The organism is Variovorax sp. PBL-E5 (assembly GCF_901827185.1).
GTDB lineage: Bacteria > Pseudomonadota > Gammaproteobacteria > Burkholderiales > Burkholderiaceae_C > Variovorax.
In genome coordinates, this window is record NZ_LR594671.1 from 5,094,406 (window position 1) to 5,115,527 (window position 21,122).

The 21,122-nt window shown below is 70.8% G+C and carries 15 protein-coding genes; 7 read left to right on the top strand and 8 right to left on the bottom strand.

Features of this window, described 5'->3' with window-relative positions; all coding sequences use genetic code 11:
* Window positions 1–35: 35 nt before the first annotated feature.
* The 5 genes from WDLP6_RS24850 to tssK form a co-directional block, all read right to left on the bottom strand.
* Entirely contained in the window at window positions 36–1,976 is a 1,941-nt protein-coding gene (locus tag WDLP6_RS24850) for a serine/threonine-protein kinase (RefSeq protein ID WP_162594505.1), read from the bottom strand.
* Complete coding sequence (tagF, locus tag WDLP6_RS24855) at window positions 1,973–2,647, bottom strand: type VI secretion system-associated protein TagF (RefSeq protein WP_232077301.1); 675 nt, start codon at window positions 2,645–2,647, stop codon at window positions 1,973–1,975. The genes WDLP6_RS24850 and tagF overlap by 4 nt, the downstream gene beginning before the upstream one ends.
* Window positions 2,648–2,708: 61 nt before the next feature.
* Entirely contained in the window at window positions 2,709–6,308 is a 3,600-nt protein-coding gene (gene tssM, locus WDLP6_RS24860; RefSeq protein ID WP_162594506.1) for a type VI secretion system membrane subunit TssM, read from the bottom strand.
* Entirely contained in the window at window positions 6,305–7,630 is a 1,326-nt protein-coding gene (locus tag WDLP6_RS24865) for a DotU family type VI secretion system protein (RefSeq protein ID WP_162594507.1), read from the bottom strand. Before WDLP6_RS24865 ends, tssM begins: the two co-directional genes overlap by 4 nt.
* Window positions 7,627–8,958 (bottom strand): type VI secretion system baseplate subunit TssK, encoded by a 1,332-nt coding sequence (gene tssK, locus WDLP6_RS24870; RefSeq protein WP_162569814.1) that lies wholly within the window; start codon window positions 8,956–8,958, stop codon window positions 7,627–7,629. Before tssK ends, WDLP6_RS24865 begins: the two co-directional genes overlap by 4 nt.
* A gap of 160 nt (window positions 8,959–9,118) precedes the next feature.
* Here tssK and WDLP6_RS24875 point away from each other — a divergent pair, with 160 nt between their 5' ends.
* Genes WDLP6_RS24875 through WDLP6_RS24890 form a run of 4 tightly spaced genes read left to right on the top strand, consistent with a single transcriptional unit; the run spans window position 9,119 to window position 12,849 of the window.
* A complete protein-coding gene (locus WDLP6_RS24875; RefSeq protein ID WP_162594508.1) occupies window positions 9,119–9,793 on the top strand; it encodes a Crp/Fnr family transcriptional regulator in 675 nt (224 codons plus the stop codon).
* Between the two features lie 59 nt (window positions 9,794–9,852).
* The gene (locus WDLP6_RS24880; protein WP_162594509.1) at window positions 9,853–10,434 is read left to right on the top strand and encodes a hypothetical protein; all 582 of its coding nucleotides are present in this window, start codon (window positions 9,853–9,855) and stop codon (window positions 10,432–10,434) included.
* Entirely contained in the window at window positions 10,434–11,858 is a 1,425-nt protein-coding gene (locus tag WDLP6_RS24885; protein ID WP_162594510.1) for an amidase, read from the top strand. Before WDLP6_RS24880 ends, WDLP6_RS24885 begins: the two co-directional genes overlap by 1 nt.
* A 19-nt stretch (window positions 11,859–11,877) precedes the next feature.
* Window positions 11,878–12,849 (top strand): Bug family tripartite tricarboxylate transporter substrate binding protein, encoded by a 972-nt coding sequence (locus WDLP6_RS24890; RefSeq protein WP_162594511.1) that lies wholly within the window; start codon window positions 11,878–11,880, stop codon window positions 12,847–12,849.
* A gap of 6 nt (window positions 12,850–12,855) precedes the next feature.
* On the opposite strand, the gene phnD is transcribed toward WDLP6_RS24890, so the two are convergent.
* Window positions 12,856–13,881 carry a phosphate/phosphite/phosphonate ABC transporter substrate-binding protein gene (gene phnD / locus WDLP6_RS24895; RefSeq protein ID WP_162595248.1) on the bottom strand — a complete coding sequence of 342 codons (1,026 nt, stop codon included), beginning with the start codon at window positions 13,879–13,881 and terminating at the stop codon, window positions 12,856–12,858.
* 242 nt (window positions 13,882–14,123) lie between these two features.
* Here phnD and WDLP6_RS24900 point away from each other — a divergent pair, with 242 nt between their 5' ends.
* The 3 genes from WDLP6_RS24900 (at window position 14,124) to WDLP6_RS24910 (ending at window position 19,222) form a co-directional block, all read left to right on the top strand.
* The gene (locus WDLP6_RS24900) at window positions 14,124–16,016 is read left to right on the top strand and encodes an ATP-binding response regulator (protein WP_162594512.1); all 1,893 of its coding nucleotides are present in this window, start codon (window positions 14,124–14,126) and stop codon (window positions 16,014–16,016) included.
* Window positions 16,017–16,217: 201 nt separating this feature from the next.
* On the top strand, window positions 16,218–17,222 hold the full coding sequence (locus WDLP6_RS24905) for an ABC transporter substrate-binding protein (protein WP_232077303.1): 1,005 nt from the start codon (window positions 16,218–16,220) through the stop codon (window positions 17,220–17,222).
* The gene (locus tag WDLP6_RS24910; protein WP_162594514.1) at window positions 17,219–19,222 is read left to right on the top strand and encodes a hybrid sensor histidine kinase/response regulator; all 2,004 of its coding nucleotides are present in this window, start codon (window positions 17,219–17,221) and stop codon (window positions 19,220–19,222) included. The genes WDLP6_RS24905 and WDLP6_RS24910 overlap by 4 nt, the downstream gene beginning before the upstream one ends.
* Window positions 19,223–19,261: 39 nt before the next feature.
* On the opposite strand, the gene WDLP6_RS24915 is transcribed toward WDLP6_RS24910, so the two are convergent.
* On the bottom strand, window positions 19,262–20,140 hold the full coding sequence (locus tag WDLP6_RS24915) for a hypothetical protein (RefSeq protein ID WP_162594515.1): 879 nt from the start codon (window positions 20,138–20,140) through the stop codon (window positions 19,262–19,264).
* Window positions 20,141–20,175: 35 nt separating this feature from the next.
* The gene (locus WDLP6_RS24920) at window positions 20,176–21,039 is read right to left on the bottom strand and encodes a hypothetical protein (protein WP_162594516.1); all 864 of its coding nucleotides are present in this window, start codon (window positions 21,037–21,039) and stop codon (window positions 20,176–20,178) included.
* Between the last annotated feature and the right edge of the window lie 83 nt (window positions 21,040–21,122).

Genomic DNA, 21,122 nt, shown 5'->3' on the forward strand with positions numbered 1-21,122 from the left:
AAGAAAGGCCCGTGAGGCCGCTGCCCTGCAGACGATTACTTCTCGGTGATTTGGAAAGTCCCGACGCCATAGACGTCGTTGCAGGGCGCGCCCGGGGCGCACACCGGTTTGCCGAGCAAGGGCGGCGGACCGCTGCCGCGCGAGGCTTCGAGCGCGGCCAGCACGGGCAGCGGGAACTGCGGGAACACGCCGTCGTTCTGCACGCCGGCGGCGCTGAAGTCGCGCTCGTGCTCGCTCACCAGCACCGCGAAACGGTCGACGCCCTTCGGCCCGCCCGCATCCATCGGCCACGAGGCGCGCGGCAGCGACAGCGTGGCACCGGCGCCGATCTTGTTGTACTTATCAAGCAAATTCGGGAACAGCAGGAACATCTCGTTGGCACTGGACAGCAGGAAGACGTAGACGAAGCCCTCGCGCTGGCTGCGCACCTCGAACGAGAGCTTGTCCTTGCCGACCAGCACCTCGGGCTTGCGCGTGCTGGCGCTGACGACGAAGCCGGGCGCAGCGCCTTCGGCCAGCGACTGCAGCGACTCGGCCGGCGTGCGCGGCGTCGGTGGCGGCGCCGGTGGTGGCGGCGGCACGGGCGCAGGCGCGGGTGCCTGAGCGACCTCGACCGGCGCCGGCGGCGCGGCCGCCACCGCCGGCTGCGTGTCGGCGGACCGGCCCTGCAGGAACCACCATCCGCCCGCGGCGGCCAGCACCGCGACCAGGCCCGCGGCCGCGACGACGGCGCCCTTGCGCGAGGGCGCCGCGGCCGGCGGCGACGCAGCGCCCGCACCCGAAGCCACCGGCGCCGCGGGTGCCGGCGGCGCCACCCGGTACGCGGCCGGCACGGCCGGCGGCCGGATCACCGTCGCGCCGCCATCGAGGCCGAGCGCCTCGCGCAGTTCGGCCATCGACTGCGGCCGCGATTCGGGCCGCACGCCGAGGCCGGCATCGATGGCCGCCAGCAGCCCGGCGCCGTAGCGCTGGCGCAGCAGCTCGTTGCCGGCCAGCGGCACGTAGCTGTCGGACAGGAGGCGCGCGACCGAGGGCGGCGGCGCTCGGCCGCAGACCGCGACGTGCATCACCGCGGCCAGCGCATAGACGTCGGTCCACGCGCCCTGCGACATGTCGGGCATCTCGGCGTACTGCTCGATCGGCGCATAGCCGGGCTTGAGGATGACGGTGATGGCCTGCGTCTTGTCGGTGATCACGCGGCGCGCGGCGCCGAAGTCCAGCACCACCGGCCGGCCCGAGCCTTCGAGCAGGATGATGTTGTCGGGCGCGATGTCGCGGTGGTAGCAGTGCGCGGCGTGCATCACCGACAGCGCCTGCGTCACGCCGTCCATGATGCGCAGCAGCCAGCCCTCGTCGACGCCGCCCGGCATGCCGGCGAGCGCCTGGCGCAGCGTGTCGCCGCGGTAGAAGGGCATCACCATGTAGGTGGTGCCGCGCTCCTGCCAGAAGCGGTAGACCTTCAGCAGCGAAGGATGGTCGAACTGGGCCAGCAGCCGCGCCTCGTTGATGAAGCTGCGCATGCCGAGCTCGAAGGTTTCGCGATGGCGTTCCGACAGCGGCATCACGGTGCCGTCGAGCTGCCGCGTCGACAGCGAGGTCGGCAGGTATTCCTTGATCGCGACCACGCGCTCCAGGGTCGGGTCCCAGGCCTCGTAGACGACGCCGAAGCCGCCCTGCCCGACGATGCGCGTGACCTCGAATTCGGCCAGCCGGCTGCCGACCGGCAACAGGCCGGCCTCGGCATGGGACGGCGTCTCGTTGCGCGAGGCCGCGGCGACGGTCGGGATGTCGCGCGCCGCGGCGGGCGAGCCCGAGCCCGAGCCCGAGCCCGAGCCCGAGCCCGAGCCCGAGCCCGCGGTGATGATGGTCGCGCCGTCGTCCGCGGCCGGTGCGGGCGCAGGCCGGCCGGTGATGACCTGCGTCGGATCGAGGTCGTCGCCCGGCGGCGCGGTGGAGGCAGGTGGCTCGTTGTTCACTTCGCCTCCGTGCCCTGCGCCGGCGCGCCGGCCGCGAAGCCGAACAGCGCATCGAACTGCTCGTCCTGCGGCAGGCCGTGCGTGGCCATGCCCGGGCCGGCCTCGCCGGCCGGATCGGTGAACCAGAGCGACTGGCCGAACTCCGGCAAGGCCATCGCGGACGCGCTGTCGCCGCCGCCGGCGACGGCCTCGCCGGAAAAGAGCTGCAGCAGCCGGGCCTCGAAGCGCACCGCATCGAGGTCCTGTTCGAGGCCGTCGAAGGCGGCCTGTGCGGCCAGTGCCCACCATTGCTGCGCGCGCGCCAGCACCTGGCCGTGCAGCTCGGTGGGCGCCCACACGAGCTCGTCGGCGACGGTCAACGGAAAGTAGCGCCCGACCGCATCGACCGAAGGCATCAGCACGCCGAGCCAGGACTGGTGGCCGATCACGCCGTCGCCGAGCACGAAGAACCACAGCGGCGCTTTCAGGTAGCGCTCGGTCCAGTCCGCATGGCGCGCGCGCAGCCGGGCCATGCCGGCCTGCAGCCAGCGGTCCCAGGCGGCGCGGAAGACTTCGGGCAGCCGCCGGTACGCGAAGTCGCCGATGCCCGGCAGCTTGCCGAACCAGCCCGGCATGCCGTCCGCCTCCAGGACGCTCGACGGATTGCTCACTTGCGCCCCCACGCTCGGCACTTCGTGTCCTCGCTGCCCCCCGAGGGGGCGCGCGCTTGCTTGGGGCGGCCCGGCGCGGCGCTCACAACCCCTCCGGGCACGAGAACTCGCGCAGCTCGCGCAGGCGGATCGGATGCTGCACGCTGTTGGTCGTGACTTCGAAGCGCGCCTTGCGCGCGCCGATCTGGAAGGTGATGAAGAACTTCTCGGGCGCGTCACCGGCCTCGAGCTGGCCGCCATCGAGCACGCGGAACAGGGCCCAGGGGCCGTCCACCGCCAGGCCCGAGGGGCCGCTGGCCGAGGGTGGGCTGACCTGCACGCGCACCTGGTTGCTGCCCTTGGGGCCGGGCCACTGCACCGCCATCGGCACCACCGGGCCGTGCGAGTACTTCACCAGCTGGCCGTCGACGTCGAGGATGAATTGCGTGATGGTCTCGTCCATCTCGACCGGCTTGAAGTCCAGGCGCATGGCCGGCGTGCGGCCGGCGGCGCGGAAGAAGATGTCCTTGATGCGCGCGGCGCGCTCGAACTGTGCGAGCGCCTGCGTGGTGACGGCTGCGCGCTCGGCCACCGGCTTGTAGCGCCAGGGCTTGGTGCTGGTGTCGACCAGCGCGGCCAGGCGCTTCTGGAAGAAGTCGTCCATCAGCCCGCCGGGGCCGAACATCTGGCCGAAGTCCTCGGGCAGCACGTCGCGGCTGCTGCCGGGCACGAAGGGATAGCGGCCGGCGATCGCACGGTTGCAGAAGTCGGTGACCGGGCGCAGGTCTTGGCTCAGGTTGCCGCGCTCGGCCACGCTGGCCTGCGTGGCGCCGGCCTGGCTGAGGTTCTCGACCATCGAGCGCACGGGCTCGGGCAGGCGGCCGGCATCGGACTTGAGCTTGCCCGCGACGTCGCCGGGCGGCGGCGAGGTCCGCGCCTTGACGGCCGTGTCGACCGCGGTGAGGTACACGTAGACCTCGTTGAAGAGCTTGAGCGCATCGTCGATCGGCGCCGGCTGGCCCGGCGCGACCGCGGTGACGAGGCGGCGCAGCGGCTCGAAGCGGTCGTCGACGATGCTCTCGATGCGCTTGCCCGGCGCGACCGCCTTGTTGGTGTCGCCGCCGAACAGATCTTCCAGGCCCTTGCGCGTATTGCGCACGGTCTCGGTGGCCTTGCTGACCGCGTCCTTGGTCGTTTCGGCGGGGATCAGCGTGGTCTGCTTGACGACCGCGCGCAGGAAGTTGGCCAGCGGCGAGTCGACGCCCGAGAGGATGCGCGCGGTCTCGATGTTCTTCTCCAGCCCGGTGGCGCGCACCAGGCGCACGTCGGCCAGCATCGCTTCCCAGACCTTCACGTACTCCTCGAGGTAGAGCCGGCGCACGCGGTCGGTCAGCGCGCCGAGCTGGGCCGCATCGCGCAGCTTGTCGGCCACGCCGCGGTCCTGGCCGAGCACCCACGGGTCTTCCTGCGCCAGCAGCGCGGTCTGCACCGTGACCGCGTTCTGGAAACGCTTGTGGTAGCCGTCGTAGGTGAACATGCCCGGCACGCCCTCGATCAGCGGCTTGCCGCTGATGCGCTCGAACACCAGCGGCGCCGACGGCCCGGCCGCGGTGGCGATGCTGAAGGGCGGCACGTCGCTGCCCAGGCGCTGGCGCTTGAGGCGGCTGAAGACGCGCTGCTCCAGCGGATAGCTGGCCAGCACCGCGCGCACGTTGCGCACCAGGTTCTCGTCCATCTTGAGCGGCGAGCGCGGCGGGCCTTGCGCGATCAGCACGTCGAGCTGGTCTTCGAGCAGCTTGCGCTGGTCCTCGGGAACGCCGCGGTCCAGACTGCGGGCCCAGTCGAGCGTGATCCAGGCCTTGAGCGCCTCGGCATCGAAGTGCTCGGGCTGGTTGAGCATCAGGTAGGTCTTGAGCGCCTCGTAGCTGAATTCGAGGTTGTCCTTCTGCGCGGTGCGCAGCTGGTCCTCGATGCGCTTGGCGAGCTGCGGCAGGAAGGCCTCGTTGAGCGCGCGCTGGTGCGCCAGCATGGCGGCGGCATCGAGCTTGTCGCCCTGGTAGAGGCCGAGCGTCATCGACAACGGCGGATCGCCCTCGCGGTTCTCGGGCGCGCGCCAGATGTTGCGCAGGCCCTGCAGCACGGGCGCGACCTCGACCAGGTTCTGCACGCGCGCCGGCAGTGCCGCCAGCGTCTGGCGTGCCGGCTCGATGCGCGCCTCGACCGCATGCAGGTACGCCAGGTTGCGCCAGCTGCTGTAGCCCCAGCCCGCGAGCAGCGCGACGGTGACCAGCGTCATCGCCGTCACCGCGGCCAGCCGCACGGCATGGCGCCGGCGTTCGAGCTTGACGTCGGCGCCGGCCAGCCGCTGCTCGGGGAACACCACGTCGCGCAGCAGCGACGTGAGGAAGTAGCTGCGGCCGCTGCTCTTCTGCGGCGGCAGCATCGCGCGCTCGAGGCCGAAGCTGCGCGCGAGGCTGCCCATCACGCGGTCGATCGGGCTGCCTTCCTGCGTGCCGCTGGTGAAGTAGACGCCACGCACCCACGGCGGCTGCGCGAAGCGCGAGCCGGTGAAGACCTGGTCGAGCAGATCGGACAACAGCGGCCCGACGGCGCCGAACTGCGCCGGGAAGCCGAAGATCGCAGCGCGCCGCGTGCCGTCGGTCTCGCGCTGCATGCGCGCGATCAGGCCGTCGTTGACGCGCGCGTGCAGCAGGGCGAACTCGCGCTGGAAGGCCGCGCCGAGCCCGGCTTCGTCGACCTGCGCGCTTTCCTCGACCGGCAGCGTGAAGCCGAAGACCTGCGCGCGCTGTTCCTTGCCGAGGTCGGCAAAGTATTCGCCGAAGCCGTAGAGCAGATCGCTCTTGGTCACCAGCACGTAGACCGGCAGCCGCGTGGTGAGCTTGGCATCGAGCTCCAGCAGGCGCGCGCGGATCGAGGCCGCGAGCGAGGTGCGCGCCTCGGCGCCCTGGCTCAGCAGGTCGGCCACGCTGACGGTGAGGAACACGCCGTTGAGCGGGCGCCGCGGACGCACCTTCTTCAACAGGCCGAGAAAGCCTTCCCATGCGCTCTTGTCCTCGGCCTCGTGGCTGTCCTGCGTGGTGTAGCGGCCGGCGGTGTCGATCAGCACCGCGTCGTCGGTGAACCACCAGTCGCAGTTGCGCGTGCCGCCGACGCCGCGGATCGCGCCGGGGCCGAACTTGTCGGCCAGCGGGAACGAGAGGCCGGAGTTGACCAGCGCCGTGGTCTTGCCCGCGCCCGGCGCGCCGATGAAGACGTACCACGGCAGGTCGTAGAGATAGCTGCCGCCCGACAGCGAAAGCCAGTCGCGCCAGCCGGGTTTGCGGCCGGCCGCATGCAGACGCATCTGCTTGAGCGTGGCGACCGCTTCGGTGAAGCGCGTGCTGAGGATCTTCTGCTCGCCGTTGTCGGCCTGCGCGGCGGGCTGCGACGCGGGCGCCTTCATCAGGCCTTCGGTCAGGTGCCGGCTCGCCTTGCGCGCACGCCAGCGCCGCCACAGCGCGCGCAGGACCACGATCAACACGATGACGCCGATCAGCACGGCGCGCGCCATCTCGCTGTCGAGCGGCGCCAGCGCGCCGATGCGGATCAGCGGCCCGACCCACCAGATCAGGATCGCGATGACGAGCAGCGCGAGCGCGGTGAGCAGCAGCGGACTGAACAGCCAGCCGAACAGCTTCTTCATCGCTTCACCTCCGCGAGATCGGCGGCCACGCGCTCGGGCGGACTGAGCAGCACGATGTCGACGCGGCGGTTGCGCGCGCGGCCGGCCGGCGTGTCGTTGCCGGCGATCGGCTCGGCATCGGCCTTGCCGTCGGAGCGCATGCGCGCGGGATCGACCAGCGTCGACAGCGCGCCCTTCACCGCATCGGCGCGCGCGGCGGACAGATGCCAGTTGGACGGATAGCGCATCGAGCGGATCGGCTGGTTGTCGGAATGGCCGGTGATCAGCACATCGCCCTTGACCTCGGCCAGTGCCTGGCCAATGCGGTTCAGCACCGGCAGCGACTGCGCCATCGGCTCGGCGCTGCCGGAGCCGAAGAAGCTGTCGCCGCGCAGGCGCACCGTGCTGCGGTCGGCCTCGTCGGTCACGGTGACCAGGCCCTGCTTGATCTCGGGCTCGAGGAATTTCGCGAGCCGCGGCGCCTTGGCCATCACCGCCGGCGGCGCGATCTGGACGTTGGGCACGCGCAGGCTCGAAACCGCCGCGTAGGTGGCATCGGAGCGGTTGTTGAGCGAGATCCTGAGGCCGAACCACGCGAGCGCCAGCAAGAGCAGGAAGCCGACCGCGAACACCCACAGCGGCAGCGACTCGCGCAGCCGCGCCGTGCCCGCGGCCTGGCCGCGCCAGTGCGGCGAGAGCTCGGCCTCGGGCGCGGGCCGGTCCTTGGCGATCAGGTCGGCCAGGCGCTGGCGCACGGTGTCGAGCTGCGCGCGACCGTTCTCGACCACGCGATAGCGGCCTTCGAAGCCGAGCGCAAGCACGCTGTAGATCAGCTCCAGCAGCTGGCGGTGCGTGGGCACGTCCTGCGCGAGCTTGGCCAGGAGCTGGAACACCTTCTCGCCGCCCCAGGTCTCGTTGTGGAACTGCACCAGCAGGCTCTGCTTGTTCCAGCCGGCCTGCACGCCCCAGGGCGTGTTGGCCACGGCCTCGTCGAGCGCGGTGCACAGCACGTAGCGCGCGGCCAGCACCGATTCGTTGGCGACGCCGGCGCGGCGCGCGTCGGCATCGAACTGGTTGACGGCCTCGGCGGTGGAGGCGCGCAGCGCCTGCACGTCGCGCGGCTGCACGAGGTTGCGCAGCTTGCCGATCAGCACCAGCAGCTTGCCCGCGGCCGACACCAGCGGGTTGAGCAGGCCGAGTTCACCGAGTTCGCCGGCCACGGCATCGCCGCCGCCCAGCTGCGTCGGCGGCACCGCGGCCGCGCCGCCGCCCGGCGCGCGCGGCTTGGGCTTGATGACCGTGCGCTCGGATTCGTAGGCGGCAAAGGGGTCGGGCGTGGTCATGATCTGATGGCCCAGAACGCGAGGTCCAAACCAGGGAAGTCGCCTGCGATGTGCATCGCGACGCCGCCCGACTGTTCGAGCTGGCGCCAGAGATCGCTGCTGCGCGTCTCGAGCTCGAAGTAGTTGGCGCCGGTGTGGAACGGAATCTGCCGCGGCGCGACCGGCATCGGCGTCAGCGTGACGCCGGGCAGCGCGAGATTGACGAGGTCGCGGATGCGCTCGACCGGCCCGATCTTGACCTGCGTCGGAAAGCGCGCGCGCAGCGCCTCGCTCGGCATCTGCGCATTGACCGCGAGAACGAAAGTCGCGTTGCGCTGCAGCTCGACATCGGGGATCACCGCCACGCGCACACCGTGCTTGCGGTCGTGCAACTCGATGCGGATGGCCGACTGTTCGAGCACCATCGACAGGCTGCGCCGCAGGTCGTCCATCACGGGACGAAAACTCAGCGCGAGGTCGTCATGGATGTAGGGACCGAAGCGCGTGACGCGCCGCGCATCGCGAAAGGTCGCGAGATCGCCGGCCAGCGCCAGGGCGTGTTCGAAGAAGCGCTGCGGATGCAGCATCGCGCTTCGGGCCATGTGCGCGAACACGGCCTCGTTGCGATTGACTGTCTGCAGCAGCATGAAGTCGGCGATCTCGGCCACGCCGCCGGTGCCGCCCTGCGTCATGCGCCCGGCCAGCGCCTCGCCACGCTGGCGCAAGAGGCCCAGCAGTTCGTCGAGCCAGGCACGGATGACCGCATGGCCGGCGACGTCGAGCAAGGGCGGCAGCAGCGCACGGTCGAGCTGCACCTGGTTGTCGACGCGGCGCTCGACCACGCGCGTGACGTTGAGGGTGGTCCAGGCATCGGTGGCGTCGCCGGCGCGCATCAGGCGCGTGTGCAGCGTGCCGAGCTGCAGCGTCGCGGTGCGCTCGCCGGCGGTGTTGGAGTCGGGCACCTCGGATTCGAGCACGCGGTGCCGCACCAGGTCTTCGTAGGCTTCGGCATCGGCCTCGCGCGCGCCGGCACGGCGCAGCGGCAGCGCCAGCACCACCGGCTCGTCGCGCATCGTGGACGGGATCTCGATCGGCTCGGGCAGCGGATCGACCGCCGGCATGTCGAACACCGTGCCGTCGCCGAACAGGCCGACCGCGCGCACCAGCGCCAGCTTGCCGAGCGACAGCGCAGCGGCATCGATCTCGAGCTCGGCAAAGCCCCAGGCATAGGGCGTGGTGCTTCGCAACAGCAGGTGCCGCGCATGGTCGGCATGGCGCTCGCTTTGCTGCAGGTGCTGGGGTTGCAGCAGCATCCCCTCGCTCCAAACCACTTTAGTACGCCAACTCATCCGCGCTCCGTCGACGGCAGGGAAATCCCCGCCTGAATGGAAACATCTAGTTTCCGGCGCGGGGGTGCGGCGGCAAATCTGGCGAATGGCCTAGGGCGGTGTGGCGGCCTAGTGCGAAGGGGTTAGGTGATGGCGCGGCCGGTGTACGCTTTCGGGGCCGATGAGCATCTACGCGACCTGGGACGGTTCCCTCCAATGCACCCGGCCCTGGCTCGATGCCCGGGGCCTGGGCGAGCGCGTGTGGGTGCCGGCCGGCACCACGCTCAGCGAAGCGCAGGCCGTGCACGGCCACTTCCATCTGATCCGCGCCGGCTACATCAGCGCGACCATGGCGCGCGCCAACGGCGCGCCGCTGCTGCTGGAGATCCTCGGACCGGGCACGCTGTTCGGCGCCGGCCCGGCCTTCGAGCGCAGCCCGCGCTTCGCGACCACCTTCGCGATCACCGATTGCACGCTGGACTGTTTCGACGCGGCCACGGTCGAATCCGCATTCGGCACGCGGCCCGAACTCGCGGTCGCGCTGATCCGCCTCATGAACGTCACGCAGCGCTCGCTGGCCCGCAAGCTGATGCGCTTCACCTCGTCGACGCCGGAAGAACGGCTGCTCGAACTGCTGGCGCGCGTGTCGCGCGTCGAGCAATTGCAGAACCCGCGGCGCGGTCGGCCCCAGGTGCATCTCACGCACGACCAGCTGGCGGCGATGTCGGGCCTGTCGCGCGTGACCGTCACGCGCACGCTCAAGAAGCTGGCGACGCAGGGCCTGGTGCAGACCCAGCCCGGACACGTCGAGGTGCTGCGGCCCGACCTGCTGGAGCGCAGGGTCGAGGGCCTTTAGTGCGAAACCTGTATCTGCGGATACAGGCCCTTGCCGGACCGTGCTCTTAGAGTCGGGCCATGAAGACCTTCGCCACGCTGGGCCCGGCCGGCAGCAACCACGACCTGAACACGCAGCGCTACATCGACTTCCACGGCCTGCAGGGCGCGAAGATCGTCTACGTGAGCCACTTCTTCGATGCGCTGGAGATGATGCGCGCCGGCACGGTGGACTTCACCATCCAGGTCTGCGCGCATCCGGACGTGGCGCTGACGATCGAGCGCCATCACACCGAGATCTTCCTGGTCGACAGCTTCATCGGCACCACCAAGGCGATGGGCGTGCTCACGCGCAGCGATGTCGCCGAGCCGAAATCGCTCGGCTACATGGTCGCGACGCGCGGCTACTTCGACACCTCGCGCTGGGAGACGCGGCTGGAGCAGGTCTCCAATTCGGCGGTGGCGCAAGGCCTGCTCGAACATCGCTACGACTCGGGCTTCACCGCGATCGAGCTGGCCGCGCAGCACCCGGGCCGATTCCGCATCGACCAGGTGATCGGCGAGGTCGACGTGGTGTGGCTGGTCTACGGCAAGCGCCGGCTGAACCGCGGCACGCTGCTGGCGTGGAAGGATGCGCCGGTCCATGCCGAGCTGCATGCGTGATGGACGCGGACGCGCTCGTGCGTTGTTCGGCCACCGAGTTGGTCGCCGCGGTGCGCGCGCGACAGGTCAGCGCATCGGCCGTGGTGCGTGCGTTCCTCGATCGCACCGATCGCATCGAGCCTCGCCTCAATACCTGCGTCACGCGCACCGACGAGCTCGCGCTGCAGGCGGCGCACCGCGTCGATGCGCGGATCGCCGAAGGCCATGATCCTGGCGCGCTGGCCGGACTGCCGGTCAGCGTGAAGGACCTGATCGCGGTCGGCGGCGTGCGCCAGACCTTCGGCTCGTGGGCCTTTGCCGACCATGTCGCGCGCGAGGATGCGTCGGCCGTGGCGCGGCTGCGCGCGGCCGGCGCCTGCATCACCGGCAAGACCACCACCAGCGAACTCGGTTCGAAGGCGGTCGGCGACGCGCCGCTGACCGGCATCACGCGCAATCCATGGAACCCGGCGCGCACGCCCGGCGGTTCGAGCGCCGGCGCCGCGGCCGGCGTGGCCGCCGGGCTGGTGCCAGCGGCCCTCGGCACCGATGGCGGCGGCTCGCTGCGCATCCCGGCCTCGTTCTGCGGACTGGTCGGCTTCAAGGCGACGTTCGGGCGTGTGCCGGTGTGGCCGGCCTCGGCAACGCCGGCGCTGGCCCACGTGGGCCCGCTGGCGCGCAGCGTGGCGGATTGCGCCTTGCTGATGTCGGTGATCGCGGGACACGACGCGCGCGACCCCGGCAGCCTCGCGCTGCCGGTGCCGGACTATGCCGGCGCGGCGGCCGGACCGGATCCTTCGCCGACGCGCGAATGGCGCATCGGCTGGTGCGAGAACCTCGGTCCCGGCCGCGCGACGGCCGAAGTGCAGGAGCACTGCCGGCGCGCACTCGACCCGCTGGTCCGCGCCGGCTGCACGGTCGTCACGCTCGATCCGGTCTTCGGTGACGACCCGGCCATCGCATGGAACGCCGAGTTCTACGCCGGCATCGCATCGCGGCTGCCGAAGCTCGACGACGACGCATCGATCGCGGCCCGCATCGATCCCGCGCTGCGTCGCATGATGCAGGCCAGCCAGGCGCTCGGCGAGCCGGAGCGGGCGCGCGCCGCGGCGCTGAAGCGCGCGGTCCGGCAACGGGTCGACGCGCTGTTCGACCGCATCGACCTGCTGGCGACGCCGGCCACGCCGACCAGCGCGCCGCCGGTCGGCGTCGACGCGCCAGCCGGCCACGAGGGCCGCGGCCCGGTCGACTGGTCCTACTTCACCTACCCCTTCAACCTCACCGGGCACCCGGCCCTCTCGCTGCCCGTGGGCCTGGGCGCGGACGGCCTGCCCATCGGGCTGCAGCTGGTCGCGGCGCCGCGCAACGAGCTCGCGCTGCTGCTGGCCGCGCGAGCCATCGAACGCGCGCACGGCTTCGGCCTGGCTGCCATCGATCGAACATGACTTCATCGGGAGACTGCACATGTGGAAGCAACTGAATCGAATCCTCGTCGCCGCGGCGGCCGTGTTGACGCTGGGCCTTGCGCACGCGGACTACCCCGAACGGCCCGTGACGATCGTCGTGCCCTACGGTCCCGGCGGCGGCACCGACCTGCTCGCGCGGCTGCTGGCGGCCGAGATGTCGACGCAGCTGGGGCAGAAGTTCATCGTCGAGAACGTGCCGGGCGCCGGCGGCGTGGTCGGCACACGAAAGGTGATGGAGTCGAAGGCCGACGGCTACACGCTGCTGCTGGGCAGCGGCAGCGAGCTGGAGCTGATGCAGATCACCGACCCGCAGGCGAAGCTCGAACGCTGGACGCCGCTGGCGCCGGTGGGCCTGATCGGCACGCAGCCGATGATCCTCGTCGGCCGCAGCACGATGCCGGCCAGGTCGACCGACGCGCTGATCGCGGCCATGCGGGCGGACCCCGGCAAATACAGCTACGCCTCGGCGGGCGTCGGCACGCAATTGCACATCCTCGGCGAGCTGATCAAGTCGAGCGCCAGGGTCGACATGCGCCACGTGCCTTACAAGGCCGCCGGGCAGATCCTCACCGACGTGGTCGGCGGCCACGTCGATCTCGCGGTGATGGTGCTGCCCAGCGTGCTGCCGCAGATCCGCAGCGGCCAGGTGATCGCCTACGGCATCAGCGACACGCAGCGCTCGCCGGCGGCGCCCGAGATCCCGACGCTCGACGAGAGCACCACGCTCCACGACATCGACATGAAGATCTGGTACGGCCTCTTCAGCCCCGCCGGCGTGCCGGCACCGATCGCCGACAGGATCAACGGCGCGATGCGCGCCGCCCTGAAGCAGCCGGCCGTGAAAACCAAGCTGCTCGACATGGCCGTCACCGCGGCGCCGGATCCGAGCGCGGCGCGGCTGATGGCCATCAAGCAGGACGGCCTGGCGAAGATCAAGACGGTCTTCGAGGCGATCAAGCCCGAGAAGTAGAAGAATTCAGGGCGGGTTGTCGCGCAGCGCGGCGACCTGCTCCGCATAGCTGCTCTCGATGCGCTGCAGCCGCGCCTGGCGCGCGGCCTCGTTGACCCACTGCGAGGTCATCGCGCTCTGCCGCGCGAGCTGGTAGGACAGCTTGGCGGCCGGCAGCAGCGAGTTGTTGCCGGCGGCGAGGAAGCCGGCGAGGTCGTGCAGCGACTTCAGCGTCGCGCGTTCGGCTTCGCCGCGCGGGCCCTTGCCGCGCGCGTAATCGACCAGGAAGTCCTGCACCTTCTTCTGGAAGTCGCGGCTGTAGTCGCGCCGCATCACGATCTGCGCATGCGGGATCAGCTCCGACTCCCAGATCACCTGCAGGCGATCGGCCTCGGCCGGGAACTGGAACCGGAAGCGCTCGAAGTCGGCGGTGTTGTTGGTGGCCACGTCGGCCTCGCCGTTGGCGACGGCGAGCGCGGTCACCTGGTGGGTGCCGACCAGCTCGCTGCGAAAGCGCGTCTCCATCACGATATGGTTCGGCAGGAAGAGCTGCAGCTGCGGCACGATGAAGCCCGACACCGAGCGGCTCTCGCCGCGCGCCATGCGCCAGCGTTCGGGCGCGGCCAGCAGGTCCTTCAGCGAATTGAAGGGGCCGGCCTTGCGCGTCAGCAGCAGCGCGCGGTAGCCGGGCAGGCCGTCGTGGCGCGTGACCTGAGCGACCACGGTCATGCGATGCAGCGTCACGGCGTCGAGCGCCATCTTTCCGGACAGGAAGGCCATGTCGACCTCGTTGCGCTGGATCGCCTGTTCGAGCGCTTCGTAGGAGGTGACCGAGAGCACGCTGACCGGACGGCCGATGGCACGGCTCAGGTCCGCCAGCAGAGGCTCCCAGTCGTTGCGCGATTCGAAGGCGCCGCCCAGCGGCAGGATGCCGAAGCGCAGCGGCGCGGCATTGGCGGCGGGCGCCGCCGGCTGCGCCGTCGCCGCAAGCTGCACGCCGAGCAGCAGCGCCAGCGCACAGCGCCACAGCACGGCGCCGACACGCCGTACCATCGGCCCCTTGAGGCGCGCCGGAGCCGGGGCGTCGGCGGGGAGTGCGACACCGGCGGGGAGGTGGACAGTGGCCTGCATCGTCGGAAAGCGCAATGGCGGAAGGCCCGGTGAACGGGCTGGTCAAAACAGGGCGGTCAAGAACACAATTAGAAACCAACTTCTGCAGGAAACGTGGCGTTTTTAATCATTCATGGACCTGGGCCGATCGGCGATCGCCCGGCCCGCGCGTGCGCGCGCCGCCCATGAGCCAGCCCTTCCGCACCCTGCGCCTGCTGGTGCGCCTCACGCTGGCGCAGCAGCTCGTGCTGCTGGCCCTGCTGCCCGCCACGGTGGCCACGCTGGGCGCGATCGCGGTGCTGACCCGCCAGCACCTGGCCAACGTGACGGAACTGATGCGGGCCAACGCGCAGACCGTCGCGCTGCAGGTCGCGACCGTGGCGCAGCCCCAGATCCAGCGCATGGACCGGCGTGCGCTGCAGCACAGCGCTGAGTCCGGCAGCTCCCAGCCGCATGTGCAGCAGGTCCAGATCTGGTCGGAGGATGGCGAGATCCTCGCCAACTCCGAAACCCCCGACCGCAAGCCGGCCGAAGGCCTGCAGGTGGTGGCGCCGATCGTCGCCGAGGACGGCATGCATGCCGGCAAGGTGATGGTGGAGATCAACCTCGACGCGGTGCGCGTCGCCAGGCAATCGGTGTGGATCAACGTGGTGCTGGTGCTGGGCGCCAGCCTGGTCGGCGTGGGCCTGGCCGGCTGGTGGGCGGCGCGGCGCATCAGCGCGCCGATCCGCGCGCTCGGCGAGGCCGTGGACCAGCTCGGCGCCGGCGAGAACGCGCAGGTGGCGCTCGAAGGCACGGCCGAAGTACGGCGCCTGCAGCACGGCTTCAACCTGGCGGCACGCGCGCTGACGGAAAGCCGCAGCCAGCTGGAAAGCCGCATTACCGAGGCCACGGCCGAGCTGGAGAGCAAGAACCGGCAGCTCGAGGTGGCGAGCCAGGCCAAGACGCGCCTCCTGGCGGCCGCGAGCCACGACCTGCGCCAGCCGCTGCACGCGCTCACGCTGTTCTCGGACGGCCTGGCCAACGGCGAGACCGACCCGGTGCGGCTGCAGCGCATCGGCCACATCCGCGAGTGCGTCGATTCGCTCGACCGGCTGTTCTCGGAGCTGCTCAACCTGTCGCAGCTCGACGCCGGCGTGCTGCAGCCGCAGTGGACGGATTTCGCGCTCGACCATCTGTTCGACGAGATCAGCCGCAACTTCCGCGCCGTGGCCGAGCAGCAGAACCTGCGGCTGGTGGTGCGCAAGACCGAGCTGTGGGTGCGCTGCGACTACGTGATGCTGTCGCGCATCCTCAACAACCTGGTGTCGAACTCGCTGCGCCACACCACCGAGGGCGGCGTGCTGATCGGCGCACGGCGGCGCGGCCGGGCGATCCGCATCGACGTGCTGGACACCGGCATCGGCATCGCGCCCAAGCACCAGTCGCGGGTCTTCGAGGAGTTCTACCAGGTCGAGCCGAACGGCCGCCAGGGCCGCGGCGCGCGCGGCATGGGCCTCGGGCTGGCCACCGTGCAGCGGCTGGCGGCGCTGCTCAACACGCGCGTCGATCTGAGCTCGCTGCCGGGCAAGGGCACCTGCGTGCGGGTGCTGGTGCGCGCGGCCGAGCCCGTGCCGGCCCAGGCGCTGCCCGCCGCGCTGCCCGCCGGCGGCATCGCGATCGACGAGGCGCCGAGCCTGCACGGCGTGCGCGTGCTGGTGATCGACGACGAGCGCACCATCCTCGAAGGGCTGCAGGTCGTGCTGTCGAACTGGGGCGCCGAGGTGCTGATCGCGCAGACGCGCAGCGAGGCGCTGGCGCTGGCCGACACCTGGGAGCGGCCGCCCGACCTGGTGCTCAGCGACCTGCTGCTGCAGGGCGGCGACAACGGACTGGACGTGCTGGCTGCGCTGGAGCGCCATCCGCACGGCATCGGCGAGGAGACCGGGCGCCTGCTCGTCACCGGCGAGACCAAGCCCGACCGGCTGCGCGAAGTCGCCAGCGCCGGCGTGGCCGTGCTCTACAAGCCCGTCTCGCCCCGGATGCTGCGGCAGGCGATCCATGCGCAGCTGAGCGCGATCCGGCAGGCTGTGCTCTAGGATCCGCTCGCGGCGGGCATCCCCCATCGGACATAGACCGAGCGGCCGCGAGACGGCACCGGCGGACGCCGCAATCCGGCCGCACGGGCGCCGACATAAGCCCTCTGCCTTATCGCGCGAAAACAGCCGCATCCGTACATTGGGTTCCATACCCAACGGCCTTGCACCATGTTTGCGAATTGCCTTTCCACGCCCGGTTCCGTGCCGTGTGCCGTCGCGGGCATCGCGCTGCTCTGCACCGCGCTGCTGTGCGGCGCCGCACAGGCGGCCGGGCTGACCGTGCTGCTGGCCGACGACACGGCGGCGCATGCCGAATTCGTGCGCGAGCTGCGCGACACCCAGGAGAAGGACAGCCGCGTCGACGTGGTCCGCCTCGGCACCACCAACACCGCCGCCAGCACCACTGTCGCTTCGGCGGCGGACAGCGCGAGTGCCGACGAGGACCGCGCGATGGCCGGCGTGCGCACCCGCGGCCTGCGCTCCGACGCTGGCGCCGATCCCGCGGTGACGGTCGCCGTCGGCATGGACGCGGCACGCTCGGCGATCGATCGGCCGGGCCGCGATCCGCTGGTGCTCGCGATGCTCACCCGGCTCGACTATGAAAGCCTGAAGAGCGACCCCGGGCTGCGGCGCGGCGAGCGCCATGTCGGCGTGCTGCTGCGCGATCCGGCGATGGCCGACCAGCTGGCGCTGATCGATGCAGTGCTGCCGCAGAAGCGGCGCCTCGGCGTGGTCGCCACCGCCGAGTCGGAACCGCTGGTGCGCGAACTGCGGCGGGCCGCGCAGGGCTGGGACGTGCGGGTCGAGTACGCGCCCGATGCGCAATCGCTGGCCGCCGTGCTGCGCCTGCTGGTGCCGCGCAGCGACGCGCTGCTGGTGCTGCCCGACCTGATCGGCGACAGCCAGGCGGCCACGCTGTCGGTGCTGCGCGCCGGCGCCGGTGCCGGGCTGCCGGTGTTCGGCGCCAGCGAGGGGCTGGTGCGCTCGGGCGGGCTGGCCGCCGCGATCTCGACACCGGCCCAGCTCGCGCAGCAGGCGCGCGCATTGGCACGCAAGGTCGCCGCCGCCAATGCGGGAAGTGCCGGCGTGCTGGTCGAGCCGGCGACGCCGGCGAGCGTGCGGGTCAACGGCACCGTGGCGCGCGGACTCGGCCTGCACCTGCCCGAAGAACGCGAGCTGACCGCCCGGGTGACGGCCACCCGATGATCTCCTCGAGCCACCGCCTGGTCGTGCCCGTCTCCGCGGCAAGCCCCATCGACCCGCCGCTGCCGGACGGTCGCACGCTGGTGGTCCGCGGCAGCCTGCAGCGCGACCTGCTGCGGCTGGGCATCGTGCCCTGCGCGGTGGTCACGCTGGCGCTCACCGGCTGGTTCACGCACATCCGCCTCAACACGCTCGAAGCCGCATTCGATGCCGAGGGCGAAGCGGTGGCGCGCCAGGTCGCGGCGATGTCCGACCTCAGCCTCTATGCGGGCGACCTGCCGGCGCTGCAGAACGTCGCCAACGCCGCGCTGCGCGGCGGCCAGGTGACGCGTGTCGAGATCAGCAACAACGCCGGCATCTACGTCACGGCCGGGCCCAAGGCGCCGCCGCTCGCGCAGCTGCGCATGTTCACCGCGCCGGTCACGCTGCGCGAAGCCTCGCGCGCCAGCGCCTTCTCGCCCGCCGGCTCGACCGCGGCGGGCGAAGCGCCGATCGGGCTGGTGCAGACCTTCCGCGACACCACCTCCTACACGCACGAACGCACGCGCTCGCTGATGGCCGGCATCGGCGTCGGCCTGATCGCGCTGCTGGCGGCCTGGGCCTGGGTGCGCCATACCGCGCGCACCGTCACGCGGCCGCTGCGCCGCATCTCGCGCACCGTCGCGGCGCTCGAGGCCGGGCAGTTCGACGCGCGCTGCGACCTCGTCACCACCGACACCCAGGCCGCCGACATCGAGGCCGGCCGCCCGATCGGCACGCCGCGCGCGCGGCACGAACTCGCCACGCTCGCGCACGACATCAACCGCCTGGCCGACCGCCTGCAGCGAAACCGGCAGCGCAGCGAGGACAAGGTGCGCGAGGCCACTGCCGTCGCGCTGCAGCGCATGGCCGAGGCCGAGCAGGCGGCGCTGTCGCGCGCCCGCTTCCTGGCCGCCGCCAGCCACGACCTGCGCCAGCCGCTGCATGCGATGGGCCTCTTCATCGACGGCCTGCTGCCGACCGCCAGCGCCGCGCAGCGGCCAGCGGTGCTGCGGCTGCAGGAAGGCACCGCGTTCATGGGCGTGCTGCTCGACGACCTGCTGGAGATTTCGCGGCTCGACGCCCAGGTGCTGACGCCGAGCATCACCGGCGTCTCGCTGGCGGCGCTGTTCGACCAGCTCGATGCGCAACATGCCGCCGGGGCGGCCGAATCGCAGGTCCGGCTGCGCTGGAAGGACCAGGGCCTCGCGGTGCGCACCGATGCCGCGCTGCTGCTGCGCATCGTCGGCAACCTGGTCAGCAACGCGATCCGCCACACGCCGGCCGAAGGCGCGGTGCTGGTGGCCGCGCGGCGGCGCGGCAGCGCGGTGCGCATCGAGGTGCGCGACAACGGCGTCGGCATCGCGCCGATCCATCAGGCGCGCATCTTCGAGGAGTTCTACCAGGTCGCCAACGCCGAGCGCGACCGGCGCCAGGGCTTCGGCCTCGGCCTCGCGATCTGCACGCGCATCGCGGCGCTGCTCGGCACGCGCATCGAGCTCTGCTCGGCGCTGCAGGCCGGCAGCACCTTCTCGCTCGAACTGCCGCGCGCGGATCCGCGCGAGGTGCCGCCACCCGCGCCGGAAGCCGTGGCACCGGCACCGCTGGCCGGGCTGCGCTGCCTGGTGGTGGACGACGACCCCGCGATCCTCGACGGCAGCCGCGCGCTGCTGCAGCAATGGGGCTGCCTGGTCGAATGCGTGGCGAGCGGCGCCGAGGCGCTGGCCCGGATGGGCGAAGCCGGCGCGCGCTTCGATGTCGTGCTGTGCGACCTGCAACTCGCGGGCGACGAGGACGGCATGGGCGTGATCGACGCCACGCGCCAGCTGCAGCCCGATGCGCTGGCGGTGCTGGTGTCGGGCGCCACCGGACCCGAGGTGCTGCAGCGGCTGCGCCAGCGCGGCGTGATGCTGCTCACCAAGCCGGTCGCACCGGCCAAGCTGCGGGCACTGTTGTCGACGCGGCGCGCCGGACAGATCGCTTGAGCGCACCGAAGGGCCGCATCCATCGGTGTCCCGAACGGGTCATTTCATCAGCACGGCGAGCTCGGTCATTCGCCGCCGCAACGACTCCGTGCCCAGCGCTTCAAGGTCCAGAGCGCATGCGAAGCGCATGAGATCGCGCTGCCGGGCCACGCTGAATGCGGCGCCATCGTCGCGCGAAAGTTCCCTGTTGAATTGAAGCAGGAGCGCCGTCTCGCCGGCGGGAAGATCGGCGCAGGGGCCGAGTGTCAGTTCGAGCGTCAGTCTGCGCGGGACCTCGAGGGAATGCGCCATCGAGAACGAGATCCCATCATGAATGATCTCGACGTCCACGCTCGATCCGGCCTCGCCGACGTGGTCCTCGGCAGGTGCCCGCCCTGCGCCCAGCGATTCGACGGCGGCACGGAAGACGCGCCGCCAATGGACGGCGTCGTCGCTCGTGGTTGACGAGCAGCGCGTGCACGTGCCGAGCACGCCTGGCCAATGGTCGTCATGAAGACCTGCCCGCACCCAGTCTCTGAGCGGACGAGCCAACGCGAGCGCCTCGGCGAGAAGATCGGCCGCCGTCAGCGACACGAGCGATCTCCATTGCGAGCAGAAGATCGCTTGCCGAACAGCATCCATGCCGAGGGATGCCTGCCGCATCCGGAACAATTCGCCGCTGGCGCAAAGCAGCCGGTATTCGGACGCATCGGCAGGGCCGCGCGGGACGCGGCCGACTTCGCAATCGAGCAACACCGACGACGAATTCCGAGTCAATGAGTGGATGATCTCGATGGGTGCGTCGCCCAGGTCCAGGGACAGCGCCATCGCATCGTCCGATTCGAGGTGAATCGGCGGCACGGGAACAGCGAGTTCGCGATGCATCTCCGCCGCCAATCGAAGGAAGGCCTGGCGGTCGGCGACATGGCGGTCGGGCATGGTGGGTCGTCATCCGCATCTGCGCTCGCGCTTCATCAAGGCAATCCTCCCCAGCGGTCTTCGTCCAGGCGCTGCATGGTGCCGGTCAAGCAGTGCATCCGATGCAGCGCAAGGAAATCCCGCACATCGTTCCTGGGCAGCCGCATCTCGTCGAAGGCCGACAAGGGGTAGACCTTGTCAGCCCAGGGATCACACACCACCGCGTCCGGCCCCCAGGTGCTCATGTCTTCCAGATCCGAATCGCGTTCTCGACCGATGACCACCAGCATGTGATCGCCCCCTTCGAAACGGAAGACTTCCACCAGGCTGCCATGGGGATCGCACTCCCGGAGAAACCGCCAGGCCGCCGACGCTTGCTCCTCGCAATGACCGTAGCCCCACTTCTTCAGCAAGTACGCCGAGATCCGCATCACATCGGCCTGCATGACGCACACGACCTCTTGCCCTTTCAAGTTGAACCCGCATCGCCATGGAATGTCGTTGTCCTCGACAAGTTCTTCCAGAATGCGTCTTCGCTCATCGCGCAGGGCGGCGATGCGCGTCCTGGCCTCGTGGGGGCCGAGCCTGGCGTCCGGCGTCGCATTGGACCCATGCGTCAGCATCGCCCTCACATGAACCTTGGCAAGATCGGCCAACCCATAGTTCCTGGCGAAGGACTCTCTGGTCAGCGCGGAGGCGACCACGCTTTCTCGCGCGATGGCGGCCCGCTGCGAATCGAAGGCACGCTGCCTGATGCGGCGGACGAGCGTCTTGATCGCGACATCGGCCGGGAGGCTGGTTTTTTGCTCGATCACCTTGACGGCAATTTCGATCGATTCGGACTTCGCCGCCGAAAGCGTGCTCGGGGGCGTGGTCGGAGGTGTCATCGTGCGCAGATCCGGCATTTCGCGGATATTCATGATTCACGTTCCTTCCCTCGTTGATCAGTGGCTGCCATTGGCGACATGGCGGTGAGCATCGTGGATGCTTCAGTAACCGGAGC